The sequence below is a fragment of the Staphylococcus sp. Ze2 genome (genome assembly GCF_048568365.1).
GTDB classification, from domain to species: domain Bacteria; phylum Bacillota; class Bacilli; order Staphylococcales; family Staphylococcaceae; genus Staphylococcus; species Staphylococcus xylosus.
This window is the reverse complement of sequence record NZ_CP183486.1, coordinates 2431323-2444922: the sequence shown is the minus strand read 5'-3', so window position 1 is coordinate 2444922 and position 13600 is coordinate 2431323. Positions and strand designations below refer to the sequence as shown.

The 13600-nt window shown below is 31.9% G+C and carries 14 protein-coding genes; 6 read left to right on the top strand and 8 right to left on the bottom strand.

Going from position 1 to position 13600, the window contains the following annotated elements:
* The first annotated feature begins 102 nt into the window (after positions 1-102).
* Entirely contained in the window at positions 103-1149 is a 1047-nt protein-coding gene (locus ACM591_RS11550; RefSeq protein ID WP_029377690.1) for a ferrated catecholamine ABC transporter substrate-binding lipoprotein SstD, read from the top strand.
* Between the two features lie 314 nt (positions 1150-1463).
* Positions 1464-1790: a PH domain-containing protein gene (locus tag ACM591_RS11545; protein ID WP_029377689.1), complete on the top strand. Its 327-nt coding sequence runs from the start codon at positions 1464-1466 to the stop codon at positions 1788-1790.
* Positions 1791-2027: 237 nt separating this feature from the next.
* On the opposite strand, the gene ACM591_RS11540 is transcribed toward ACM591_RS11545, so the two are convergent.
* The 3 genes from ACM591_RS11540 to ACM591_RS11530 all read right to left on the bottom strand — a co-directional run bounded on the left by ACM591_RS11540 (position 2028) and on the right by ACM591_RS11530 (position 4051).
* Complete coding sequence (locus tag ACM591_RS11540; RefSeq protein ID WP_029377688.1) at positions 2028-2342, bottom strand: CHY zinc finger protein; 315 nt, start codon at positions 2340-2342, stop codon at positions 2028-2030.
* Between the two features lie 14 nt (positions 2343-2356).
* Positions 2357-3277, bottom strand: coding sequence for a UDP-N-acetylmuramate dehydrogenase (gene murB / locus ACM591_RS11535; protein ID WP_081224875.1), 921 nt, complete (start codon positions 3275-3277; stop codon positions 2357-2359).
* A 231-nt stretch (positions 3278-3508) separates the two neighbouring features.
* The gene (locus ACM591_RS11530; RefSeq protein WP_081224876.1) at positions 3509-4051 is read right to left on the bottom strand and encodes a GrpB family protein; all 543 of its coding nucleotides are present in this window, start codon (positions 4049-4051) and stop codon (positions 3509-3511) included.
* A 127-nt stretch (positions 4052-4178) separates the two neighbouring features.
* On the opposite strand from ACM591_RS11530, the gene ACM591_RS11525 reads away from it, so the two are divergent.
* The 3 genes from ACM591_RS11525 (at position 4179) to ACM591_RS11515 (ending at position 6947) form a co-directional block, all read left to right on the top strand.
* Positions 4179-5072 carry an EMYY motif lipoprotein gene (locus tag ACM591_RS11525; RefSeq protein WP_029377685.1) on the top strand — a complete coding sequence of 298 codons (894 nt, stop codon included), beginning with the start codon at positions 4179-4181 and terminating at the stop codon, positions 5070-5072.
* Positions 5073-5226: 154 nt separating this feature from the next.
* Positions 5227-5547: a bacillithiol system redox-active protein YtxJ gene (gene ytxJ, locus ACM591_RS11520; RefSeq protein WP_029377684.1), complete on the top strand. Its 321-nt coding sequence runs from the start codon at positions 5227-5229 to the stop codon at positions 5545-5547.
* A gap of 275 nt (positions 5548-5822) precedes the next feature.
* Entirely contained in the window at positions 5823-6947 is a 1125-nt protein-coding gene (locus ACM591_RS11515) for a glycerate kinase (protein ID WP_029377683.1), read from the top strand.
* A gap of 191 nt (positions 6948-7138) precedes the next feature.
* Here ACM591_RS11515 and pepT read toward each other — a convergent pair whose 3' ends face one another.
* The 4 genes from pepT to gdpS form a co-directional block, all read right to left on the bottom strand.
* Entirely contained in the window at positions 7139-8371 is a 1233-nt protein-coding gene (pepT, locus tag ACM591_RS11510; RefSeq protein ID WP_326026801.1) for a peptidase T, read from the bottom strand.
* A 17-nt stretch (positions 8372-8388) separates the two neighbouring features.
* A complete protein-coding gene (locus ACM591_RS11505) occupies positions 8389-8889 on the bottom strand; it encodes a threonine/serine exporter family protein (protein WP_228064924.1) in 501 nt (166 codons plus the stop codon).
* A gap of 18 nt (positions 8890-8907) precedes the next feature.
* Positions 8908-9669: a threonine/serine exporter family protein gene (locus tag ACM591_RS11500; protein WP_029377680.1), complete on the bottom strand. Its 762-nt coding sequence runs from the start codon at positions 9667-9669 to the stop codon at positions 8908-8910.
* A 525-nt stretch (positions 9670-10194) separates the two neighbouring features.
* Positions 10195-11265: a GGDEF domain-containing protein GdpS gene (gdpS, locus tag ACM591_RS11495; protein WP_029377679.1), complete on the bottom strand. Its 1071-nt coding sequence runs from the start codon at positions 11263-11265 to the stop codon at positions 10195-10197.
* Positions 11266-11668: 403 nt separating this feature from the next.
* Between gdpS and ACM591_RS11490 the strand changes: the two genes are divergently transcribed.
* A complete protein-coding gene (locus ACM591_RS11490) occupies positions 11669-12730 on the top strand; it encodes a glycosyltransferase family 4 protein (protein WP_029377678.1) in 1062 nt (353 codons plus the stop codon).
* Positions 12731-12848: 118 nt separating this feature from the next.
* On the opposite strand, the gene ACM591_RS11485 is transcribed toward ACM591_RS11490, so the two are convergent.
* A complete protein-coding gene (locus tag ACM591_RS11485) occupies positions 12849-13490 on the bottom strand; it encodes a YigZ family protein (RefSeq protein WP_038678138.1) in 642 nt (213 codons plus the stop codon).
* Positions 13491-13600 lie beyond the last annotated feature (110 nt).

The following is a 13600-nucleotide window of genomic DNA, read 5'->3' as shown; positions in this document are numbered from 1 at the left end:
TTAATGTTGACTTTGAGGGGAGTGATGCAACTGTAACGTTGTTAACTTTTAGGGACATAAAAAAGGAGTGCACCATTTAGAAATACAGGAGGAGTTAAGCACATGAAAAAATTAAGTATATTATTAGTAGTAGGTTTAATGTTTTTATTAGTAGCATGTAGCAATGGTGGATCAGATGACAAAAAGAATTCAGATGCTGATTCAAAGGGTGAAAGTTCAGATAAAACAGTAAAGGTTGAAAATAACTATCAAGCAAGTGGTGAAAAACGCGATGGTAGTGATGCTAAAGCTGTTAAAGAAACTGTAGAAGTTCCTAAAAATCCCAAAAATGCAGTTGTCTTTGATTATGGTACTTTAGATACAATGAAAGAAATGGGACTTGAAGATAAAGTTAAAGCACTTCCTAAAGGTGAAGGCAATAAATCATTGCCAGATTTCTTAAGTGATTTCAAAGATGAAAAATATTTGAATACTGGAAGTCTAAAAGAAGTTAATTTCGATAAAGTTGCAGAAGCTAAACCAGAAGTTATCTATATTTCTGGACGAACAGCGAATCAAAAAAATCTAGATGAATTTAAAAAAGCTGCACCAGATGCAAAAGTAGTTTACGTTGGTGTTGACGATAAAGATGAAGTAAATTCATTGAAAAAGAATACTGAAATTTTAGGTAAAATTTATGATAAAGAAGACAAAGCAAAATCACTAACTAAAAAATTAGATGATAAAATTGCTGGTATCAAAGATAAAACAAAAGATTTAAAAGATAACAAAGCTTTATTCTTATTAGTAAATGAAGGTGAATTATCAACATTCGGAGCAGGAGAACGTTTCGGTGCAATGATATTCGACACAATGGGCTTCACGCCAGCTGATGATAATATTAAAAATAGTAAACATGGTCAAAATGTCACTAATGAATACGTAGCAGAGAAAAATCCAAGTATTATCTTTGCAATGGACCGTGGACAAGCAATTGGTGGTAAATCAACAGCTAAAAATGCATTAGGTAATGATGTGATTAAAGACGTGGATGCAATTAAAGATAACAAAGTGTATGAGTTAGATCCTAAACTTTGGTACTTTGCAAGTGGTTCTACAACAACAGCAATTAAACAAATTGAAGAAGTTGAGAAGGCATTAGAAAAATAAAGTTAAAGATGTTATTTGTGGGGAAACATCTGAATCGAGAGTCTGGAGCATACTAGGCTCTCTTTTTTTATGTGCGAAGCCAGTCTTATAGCTGATTAAGAAATAGTAGAATTATTAAGTTACAACACATATATAATATTATAAATAATGATTGGATATACATGTTATATTGATTTTGAATAAATCAATATATTATTAAACTTTAAGTTAGTAATGTTATAATCACATAAAGAATACAAGTTGATTTTTAGAAAATAAACCTCTAACATCAACTTGTAAAAATTAAAACATCGAATGTAGGGGGATTGAGATACATGATATTAGATAATGTTAATCCAAATGATTTATATCCAACTGAGAAAAAAGGACCTAATGTATTAGGGACGATAGAATATTCTGTACAAGGTTCTTCAGAATTTGAAGGTGCTTTTATAGCCACAAGCGAAAGAGTTATTTTAAATGTGGATATGAACGGGGAATTTTATTATAGAAGTATCGCGTATAATGAAATAGAATCAATTGACTATGATGGTGAAAAGATTAATTTTAAATTTAATATTGGACCAATGCCTATGAAGGATATTCAAAAAGGTGATGTAGAGACTTTCGTTCAATTTGTTAGTGATAAAATAGATCATTAATAGCCTATCTGAAAAATCGTCATACGATCAAAGTGTGAAATTTTGAATTAATAAATAAAGTTATAACAAATGAAATAGTTTGGTACATAAATACTAATACTTAAAATAAACAACACCTTCAACTTTTGTGAAGGTGTTGTTTTAATATTATCCAAATATAACAAGTAAGTATAAAAAATACGTGTTACATCTTCTGTTTAATCAAAAATGATGTGACACGTATTTTTAAATAGTTAATTAAACTGAAAAATATAAATGATAGTGATACTTACAACGATTGTTAAAATGTGCATCACACTCAGGACAAGCTTCAATCATCATATAATCATTTACGGTCATTTCATGATGGCAAACGCCACATAAAATTGCCTTTTCATTAAATTCATCTGAATTCCATCGCTGTATGCTATGGTTTTCATGTTCATTGTGACATTTGTAGCAAGGATAGTATTTGTTACAACATTTGAATTTAATCGCAATGATGTCTAATGGTGTTTGATAATGTGTACACCGAGATTCATTATCTACTGTAGAACCGTATACATTAATCATAGTCTTTACTCCTATTAATCAACAGGATGGTCTCCAATGATTCTCACTTCTGGATGGAGATCAACGTCAAATTTTTCTTTTACAACTTCTTGAACGTAGTGAATTAAATCTTCGTAATCAGTAGCCGTACCTTTATCAACATTCACCATAAAGCCAGCATGCTTTTTAGATACTTCAACTCCGCCAATACGATGACCTTGTAAATCAGAGTCTTGAATTAATTTACCCGCGAAATGGCCCGGTGGACGTTGGAAAACACTACCACATGATGGGTACTCTAATGGCTGTTTTGTTTCTCTTCTCTCAGTTAGATCATCCATAGTCGCTTGTATATCTTCTAGATTACCAGGTGCAAGTGTAAATGCAGCTTCTAAGACCACTAAGTGTTTTTGTTGCACAATACTATTACGATAATCTAATTCCAATTCTTTATTCGTTAACGTAATCAAATCGCCTTTATCATTTAAACAAAGGGCATAATCTATACAATCTTTTACTTCTCCACCATAAGCACCTGCATTCATAAATACAGCGCCGCCAATCGAGCCAGGTATACCGCATGCAAATTCAAGTCCTGTTAGGGCATGGTCTCTTGCAGTGCGCGAAACATCTATGATTGCTGCGCCACTACCAGAAATGATTGCATCATCTGATACATCGATATAATCAAGTGAAAGTAAGCTAATAACAATTCCACGAATACCACCTTCGCGAATAATAATATTAGAACCATTTCCTAAATAGGTTACAGGAATATCTTTAGTATAGGCATAGTGAACGATGGCTTGAACATGTTCATTTTTGGTAGGGGAAAGATAATAATCAGCCTTACCACCAGTCTGCGTATAAGTATACTTTTTTAAGGGCTCATCAATTTTAATAATTTCTGATGGTACAATTGCTTTTAATTCCTTTAAGATGTTATCTTTATGCAACTATAGAACATCCTTTCTTGTTGAATTCATTTATTTATTATACCAATGATTTGTGCGCTTGGCTAAAATCTTAGGATAATATTCATTATTTTTTAAAACTTTAATTGATACATTTAAGGATTTCATGTAGAAACAAGATTTTAGTTAAAGTGACTTAAATTACATGTGCAAGTTATAAATACCTATTTTAATCATTTTGATATATTCATATAAGTGTTTAAGCATATTTAATTACAAATCAGTATCTTTCAAGCCATCACTTAAATGTTTTATGAAATTGTCAAACAGCTGTTGCTTCTTATTTTCATAGTCGCGGATATTTATAGCAGTAGTTGAAGCAGATTGTTTTGCTTGGCCAAATGTCGTGACTAAGGGGCTCTTTTTACTGAGTGAAAAATTTGTTTGCAAATAATCATTATAAAGTTTCGAGTCCTTTTGTATGATATGTAAACGAGTGACTTGTTTCAATTCAATTAAGTTATTAAATTGTGCCATAACCACTTTTTTCTTATATGGATGGTGCAAGCGGTAGAATCCCTCATAATTCAAACGTTTTTCATCTAGGGATGTAATGTCGTGTAAATTATTTACACCCACTAATATATCTAGAATAGGCTCGGTAGGATAGTTAAAGTGTGAAGTTCCACCGATATGATGTGTTGATTTAACAGGTGTATCAAGTAAGTTAAAGAGGATGTCGCTTAGTTCTTGGTATCGTTGTCCATAAATGTTGTTATGATCTTCTGTTATTAATGGTTGGATATGAGAATACATGTAGGTTGTCCACGCCTTTCAATGTTTTGATAGAACTGTTAAACTGTAAATTCTGAAACAATATATCATATATCATTTTCAAGTTAAATAAGTTTCTGTATAATACTGATTGATAAGGAGTGCAGAAATGAAAAAAATAATTTGCATTGTTTTATTGTTTTGCTTTTCAATTACACTAAGCGCATGTGGCAATGAAGGAGCTACCGAATTTAAAGACTTTGATAGTACGCTTAATGACGTAAAAACCAAGGAGAATGAACTAAAAAAAGTCATAGATGATATTCATTTAAAGCGTTTAGATGATCTAAGCAAGACAGATATGACAGATAAAAATAAAAAAGAATTTAACGAGTTGCAAAATAAAGTAAATAGTAAATTGATTCCTAAGCTAGATAATTATGAAGCGTCAGCAAAAAAACTACCTGCTGATTCTGAAGAAACTAAAGAATTAAAATCAACATATTTAAAGTCAGTGGAAGATAAAAAAGCAGCTATTAATAACTTAAAAAACTTCATAGATTTGTGCAATCAAGCAGTTAAGGCAAACGAAGATATCTTAGATTATACTAAGTTATTTGAAAAAAATAGATCCCAGGTTGAAGCACATATACAAAAAGCAAGTGACGCTGGTTCGACAACTGATGTAAATAATTTTAAACATAAATTAGAGCAAAATAATAAAGAGTTGAAAAACACAGCTGAAAAAGAAGCGAACTCAACGGATGCTACAAAAGTAAAACAGTCTATAGAAACACAAATTATGCCTTTAATTGATAAGCAAATTAAAGATTTGAATCAAACAGCAATAACAAATAATTATGTCAATGATGCTCGTAAAAATGCCATAGAAATGTATTACAGCTTACAAAATTATTATGAAACTCGAAAAGAGACGATAGATATTAGCGAACAATTGGACAAAATCAATGCTAAAGATTTACCTAAGAAGGGTGAAGATTTAGAGGAGTTTGACGCTGATTTTGACAAAGAATATAATAATGTGAAAGAAGACTTTAATTAAAAAGATTTTTTACTAAAGTTATAAAATTTAAAATAAACAGTTAACAACAAAAAGAGAGTTGTGTATAATTGGAAACAATGATGCGAGTATATCGTGTAAATTTCACACTTTTTGAAAAATCAATGTGTGTTAAATATTTTTAGAGGTGAATAGAATGGCTATAAAGCTGAGTTCGATTGACCAGTTTGAGCAAATTATTAATGAAAATAAATATGTATTTGTACTGAAACATAGCGAAACATGCCCGATTTCAGCAAATGCAATTGACCAATTCAACAAATTTTTATATGAAAGAGATATGGATGGTTATTATTTAATTGTACAACAAGAACGTGAATTATCTGATTATATAGAAGAAAAAACTAGTGTAAAACATGAATCACCACAAGCATTTTATTTTGTTGAGGGACAAGCAATTTGGAATGCGAGTCATGAAGACATTAATGTTTCGACTTTAGCAAGCGCTGAAGAATAAACTACAATAAAATACAGATTCAAACGCTTGTTAAGCGCTTATCAATGAGGTAGGTGTTTAACAAGCGTTTCTTATAATGTGAAAAATTTTCTTCTGGCATGTATAATAAATAATTGAATAAGAAATGTAGACTACGATTTTATTGTTGCACATATACAGGTAAAGTATGTGGTGTTCATATATTCGGGTGTATAAAATTGAAAAGTAATCATATATCCAATTTTTTACTTTTATCAATTAAAATTTTTAAAATAAAAATACTAGAGGTGACAAAAATGAAAGTTTTAGTTGCGATGGATGAATTTAATGGGATTATTTCCAGCTATCAAGCGAATCGTTATGTTGAAGAAGCGGTAGCTAGCCAAATTGAAAAAGCAGACATAGTGCAAGTACCTTTATTTAATGGACGCCATGAGCTTATGGATTCTGTCTTTCTTTGGCAGTCAGGTACTAAATATAGAATGTTGACACATGATGCTGATATGGAAGAAGTAGAAGCTGTATATGGCATCACAGATAGTGGTATGACTGTGATTGAAGGTAATCTGTTTTTAAAAGGTCAAAAGCCAATTAATGAACGTACAAGTTATGGTTTGGGAGAAGTTATATTAGGTGCTTTAGAGAACGACGCGACGCATATTGTTATTTCCCTTGGTGGTATGGGTAGCTTTGATGGAGGCGCTGGTATGTTACAAGCATTGGGTGCTAAGTTTTACGATGACGAAGCGCAGGAAATTGACTTACGACAAGGTAGCCATAAATTGAAATATATACGTAAAATTGATATTTCCGGATTACATCCAAAATTAAATAACGTACGTTTTCAATTAATGTCAGATTTTGATAGTAAAATTTATGGTAAAAATAGTGAGATTATGCAGACTTATGAGGCTTATGGGATAACACGTAGCAATGCTGCTGAAATTGATAACTTGATTTGGTACTTAAGTGAAATGTTCAAAAGTGAACTAAGACTTGTGCTTGGGCCAGTGCAAAGAGGTGGCGCTGGTGGTGGTATCGCTGCAGTATTAAATGCGCTCTATAATGCAGAAATCATGACTAGCCATGAACTCGTAGATCAAATCACACATTTAGATGCATTGATTGAGCAAGCAGATTTAATCATTTTTGGTGAAGGTATAAATGAAGAAGATCAAATTCTTGAAACAACAACCTTACGCTTAGCAGAATTAGCTACAAAATATAATAAGCCTTCAATAGCAATTTGTGCCACTGATGATAAGTTTGATTTGTTTGAATCTATAGGTGTTACCGCAATGTTTAATACATTTATTGAAATGCCAGAAAGTTTTACTGATTTTAAAATGGGAATTCAAATCAGGCATTACACTGTTCAAGCGATTAAGTTATTAAAAACGCAATTTGATATAAACAAATAGATTCAGGATTAAAGTGCGTCGCTAGTTTTCTTTTTGAATGGCGTTTCAAATTATTATTATGATAAATAGTTTTTAGTAACTGCATCCGTTATGTTGCTATCCTTTAGTGAGAATATGTTGTTAAGCATGATAAAAATTAAGGTTCCGAGACATATGAAAATGTCTTGGAACCTATTTTAATACATATATAATTATTTTTGATAAGTTTGTACGACTTCTTCAGTAATGCCGATAATGACTTTAATAGCTTTCTCCATTACATCAATAGATGCGTATTCAAAAGGACCATGGAAATTATCACAGCCAGTAAAGATATTTGGCGTAGGTAACCCCATATAAGAGAGTTGTGAACCATCTGTACCTCCACGAATTGGGGCGGTATTGGCTGGGATATTTAATTTAGCAAAAACACGTTTTGGTATGTCAATAACATGTGGATTTGCCGAAATTTTTTCACCCATATTATAATATTGATCATTGATTTCAATTTCAATAGGATTGTCTTCAAAATGCGTATTGATATCATTTTTAATTTCGACTAAACGTTTTTTACGCAAGTCAAATTGATTACTGTCATGATCGCGAACAATATAATGAAGTGTTGTTTTTTCAACGTCACCATTCATTTTCATCAAATGATAAAAACCTTCATAACCTTCAGTTCTTTCAGGGACTTCGTTTGGTGGAAGTAATGAATTAAATTGCTGACCTAATAATACAGCATTAATCATAGCGTCTTTTGCTGAACCTGGATGTACGTTGACTCCGTGACAAGTTATGATCGCTTCAGCAGCATTAAAGCTTTCATATTGTAATTCTCCATATTCACTACCATCCATCGTGTACGCAAAGTCAGCGTTAAAGCGTTCGACATCAAATTCATGAGGACCTCTACCGATTTCTTCATCTGGCGTAAATGCAACACGTATACGCCCATGTTTTATTTCAGGATGTGAAGTTAGGTATTTTAAAGCTTCCATAATTTCAACTACACCAGCTTTATCATCAGCGCCCAATAATGATGTTCCATCTGTAACCATAAGTGTGTGGCCTTCAACGTTTTTCATGTTTGGAAAAACATCTTGACTTAAAACGCGACTCGTATCTCCAAGTTGAATCGGTTTGCCATCATAAGATTTAATTATTTGTGGATTGACATTCGTAGCGTTGAAGTCTGGTGATGTATCGACGTGTGCTAAAAAACCAACAGTCGGTAGATCAGCATCCACATTGCTTTCTAATGTTGCAAATAAGTAGCCTTGTTCATCGATGTCCGTCTCTAATCCAAAGTCAGTCAATTCATCATTTAACAAGTTTAATAAATCCCACTGTTTCTCTGTAGATGGTGTCGTATTAGATTCTGGATCGGATTGTGTGTCAATAGTTACGTATCTTGTCAGTCTTTCAATTATGTCTTGTTTCATAAAAACACCCCTTAAAGTTAAGCTCTATTGTTCATATTGTAAGATTTTTTATAAGTTTTGCCATTCATTTTACCATAATGTTGTTTTATCCGTGTATAGATATAATAAATAATCTCTGCACATAAAATACCAAAAGCAATTGCTCCTGAAATTAGAGTTACTTCTAAAAATGTATTAACAGCGTGTGTGTATTCATTACTTACTAAAAATCGTGTCGCTTCATATGCTAAGCCACCTGGTACAAGTGGAATAATACCAGGTACAATGAAGATGATTACAGGCCGTTTGTATCGTCTACTCATGACGTGACTCATTAATCCTAAGATAAAACTACCTAGAAAAGATGCTAGCACTTTACCTAAATCACCATCAAAGGTCAACTTATAGATTATCCAGCCCATTGCGCCTACAAAACCACATGCTAAAAGGAGGCGTCTTGGTGCATTGAACAGAATTGAAAATAGCATTGTTGCAAGAAAGCTAATTATAAATTGTGAAAAATAATATACAATGGCCATGATGTTAGCACTCCTTCTTTAAAATATTAATAAAACTATAGCAACACCAGCACCAATAGCAAATGAAGTTAACGCCGCTTCAACACCACGTGACATACCAGCAAGTAATTCTCCAGCCATCAAATCACGTATAGCGTTAGTAATCAAAATACCAGGTACAAGAGGCATTACACCAGCAATGGTTATAATATCTTGATTATGGGCCCAACCTATTTTGGTGAAAGCAGAGGCTATCATGATAACCACTGTTGCACTAATGAACTCAGAAAAGAATTTAATCTGTATGTAACGTTGTACATAATTAAAGGTTAAAAAAGCACCCGCGCCAGCAATGATAGCGAAAATAAAGTCTTGGATGATTCCACCAAACATGAATAGGAAAAAGCCACATGCAATCGGTGCTGCCAAGAAATTAGTTATGGATGAATATTGTAAAGAAGCGTGATGCAAATGTACCAATTCAGATTTTGCTTGATCTATATTAAGCTCATTATTAGAAATTTTTCGTGAGAGACTGTTAGTCAAAGCAATTTTTTCTAAGTCTGTTGTACGTTCGCGAATTCTGACAAGCCGTGTATTAGTACGGTTATTTAGTGAGAAAATAATTGCAGTAGATGTCACAAAGCTATATGTATCATCTAAACCAAAACTCGCAGCTATACGTGTCATCGTGTCTTCAACACGGTATGTTTCAGCGCCACTTTCAAGTAAAATTCTTCCTGCAATAAGCACGACATCAATGACTTTATCCTCATCAATAATCGTAATTGAATCTGACATAGCTTTGCACCCCCTGAAAAATTTTAGAACAATTGAAAGTTTACATTGTACAATTGAAACTTTCAATAGCAATTCATACGCCATCATCATTTTTTTATATTCCATTATATATTGTAACAAACTCAATTGTATAACTATAACAGTTTATAGAATTGAAAGTTTTAGCTAAAGATATTAAAGTTAGTAGCTACTTCATTAGATTAACACTGCTTGTCATAATGATTTGATGAATTCTAAATATAAAAAACTTAAAGTTTTTAGTATATGAAGTAAATGATAGTTTAATTCATAACGGTTGTTCAAGTTAGAGATGTATTTCGTATTAAAAGTTGATTTGATAGGGATTTAAGTCTATCAAAAAAAGACAAACAACTTCTGATGAGTGTTTGTCTTTTGATTAGTATAAATCATGTTGTGAGGTACTAGGAAGTTATTTTAAGATAGAACAACTCCCAAGTTATGTTTAACAATAGGTTTATGGACTGAGCTCATATAGACACAACTATAAATATGTTTTAAAGGGATTTATAGTTTAACAATAGGGTTGAACATCACTTGATTACGGCCTTCATTTTTAGCCATATGCAACATATCATCTGCGATTTTAAACACTTTACGTTGTGATTTATAATCATCTGCTGTTAAATAGCCAACACCTATTGAAACAGATAACTTAATAACCTCTTTATTAGGCAAATGGAAAGTCGATTGTTCTACACCACCACGAATACTCTCGCTTAATTTAACACATTGATCTAAAGTATAGTCGTATAAAACAATAGAGAATTCCTCGCCACCATTACGATAAATACTAAATTCTTGCGGTACATAATTTTTAAGAAGTTGTGCAACTTGTCTTAGTACGGCATCACCAGATTGATGCGAAAATTTATCATTTACATCTTTAAAGCCATCGATATCGATGAGCAACAGTCCAATACTTTGGTTATTTTTCTCAGCGATGCTTGTCGTTTCATTAAGGTGTCTGTCGAATTCTTTAACGTTACCTAAACCTGTTAAATAATCAAACTTATCTTCATTTTCATAACGATTTACTAAAGAGAAAAAATACCAAATATCTACAAATGTAATTGACGAAGTAATCATTAATATAAATGATATAGGTATTAGGAATAATACCTCTGTAATTTCGTAATACGGACTTATGAGTGATAAGATAAAGAAAATAACAAGTGTAATCGCATTAAGAATTTGTAGTGAAATAATGTCGTTTTGTTTTAAAAATGGGCCGACAGCACCAACAATCACAGCGATAACGATGAGTATCATAGCTGCAATAATCGTATAGTCACCAATTAGAACGTTTACTAACCCTACGATTAATGCTGAAAGCACAGTGTAAAACATGTTTGTATATCTACCTAAGAAGAGTATAGGTATGAAGGTTAAGTAAAGCGTATATTGGTTAAATAATGGTACGGGATATGCAGATAATAAAAGTGCTACTATGGTCATTAAAACAGTAACATATTCTTTAGAAAACACCATGTTTTTATTTTCTGAATACTGTAAGCGATGAAATAAATAGATACCTGCTACTGTAACAGAAATATTATAAATAATAGCTTCAAACATTTAATTTGACACTCCTCTTTAATTAACACTTAGTAATTGTAAGTGAAAACTTACAATTTGTCATCTTTATGAAAATAGAAATTTATAACATTCACTTAACATTCGTGTTAAAATGATTTTTTGAGTGAATACATATAACGATTCACTTTGAAATTTAAATATTTAAGAAATAATCATAAGACTTATTAATTATCGCATTTCGAGTTGTATAAGTAAAAGTGTATAGGGTATTATAGAATTATGTAATATATCAGACTATACAACAATTGTAATTAATTTTTTAAATTTACATAAGCGGATAAATAAGATGATGATTAGCTTACAATTAGTTTAAATAATTATTTTTAACTTAGAATTTTGAAATCAAAAAATAAAATAGAATTATATTAATGAAGGTGAACTGATGTATACATTATTATTAATCATTTTTTCAATGATTGTCAGTTTGATACTTACACCAATAGTTATAAAGGTTTCACATAAATTAGGGATTGTGGATCAACCGAATTTTAGAAAGGTACATACTAAACCTATATCCGTACTTGGTGGAACTGTAATACTCATATCATTTTTAGTAGGGATATGGCTTGGACATCCTATAGAAACGGAAGTTAAACCTCTGGTTATTGGGTCAGTGTTAATCTACTTGGTGGGACTCATAGATGATATTTATGATTTGAAACCAATAATTAAATTATTAGGACAAGTAATTGCAGCACTTGTTGTTGTTTATTATGGTGTGACTATTGATTTTATTTCTTTACCTATTGGGCCGACGATTCATTTTGGTATACTAGGCATACCGATTACAGTTATTTGGATTGTGGCAATTACTAATGCGATTAATTTAATAGATGGACTAGATGGTTTAGCATCTGGTGTTTCAATGATTGCATTAATGACGATAGGTTTTATCGCCATCTTACAAGCAAATATATTCATTATGATGATTTGTAGTGTTTTAATTGGAGCGCTTCTAGGATTCTTATTCTTTAATTTCCATCCAGCAAAAATCTTTTTAGGCGATAGTGGTGCTTTGCTTGTCGGTTTTATCGTAGGTTTCTTATCGTTGCTCGGATTTAAAAATATTACCTTTGTATCATTATTCTTCCCGATTGTTATTTTAGCTGTACCATTTATTGATACGCTCTTTGCTATGATTCGTCGTGTGAAGAAAGGTCAACATATTATGCAAGCTGATAAATCTCATCTACATCATAAATTTTTAGAACTTGGCTATTCACATCGTCAAACTGTACTATTGATATATTCTATAGCAATACTATTTAGTCTTGCTAGTATAATTTTATATCTATCTCAACCGTGGGGCGTACTCATGATGTTTATTTTGATTTTAATCACAATTGAACTTATCGTAGAATTTACGGGATTGATTGATGATGATTATAGACCATTATTAAAATTAATTGAAAATAAAGAACAGCATGACGATTATCACAAGTAACAATCTGAAAATTAGTCATAGTAATAAAAGTGCACCTCCATATTATTGGAGGTGTATTTTTTTATGCTTAAAATTTAAGACAATATATTAATCGAAAGTTAATTTAATGACTCAAACGTTAATTTGTAGGAATATCGAAAGGCAGACGAACTGTCTCGCCCTCAATTAAATTATAATTACCTGAAGTAGTGCGATTTAAAAATGTTAGAAAGATATCGTAATCGGAAGTTACAACATCAATATGATAACTCACTTTGTCCGTGTAGTTTTGCTCGCGCAATAAGAAAGGTGTGCTTTCTAACTCGTATTCAAACTTACCTGTTAAATCATAACCTATAGTTACAGTAGTAGGTATAGCAGGGCGTAAAGCGACACGTCCGATATCAAATATGACATCTCTCACAGCGCCACTATAAGCGCGTATTAAGCCGCCACCGCCTAATTTAATTCCACCGAAGTAACGTGTAACCACGACGCATGCATTGTGGATTTCAAGCTTTTTTAGAATTTCTAACATTGGTACGCCGGCTGTACCACTTGGTTCACCGTCATCATTTGCTTTTTGAATGTTCATTTGATCACCAATTGTGTATGCCGAACAGTTATGGTTAGCCTCTTTATGTTTTGCTTTGACAGCTGCAATAAAATCTTTTGCTTCATCTTCTGATTCAACAGGTTTAATATGCGCTATAAAACGCGACTTACTAATTATATTTTCAATCGTATGTTCTTGTTTAATTGTTTTGATTGTGTCATCCATTTATAGTCACCTCGAGTATGTATTATACGTTTAGTCATTTTCAGTGAATCAGTTATTAACTCATATTATACACTGTATTGAATTATAGATTAAATGTTAAAATAAATTTT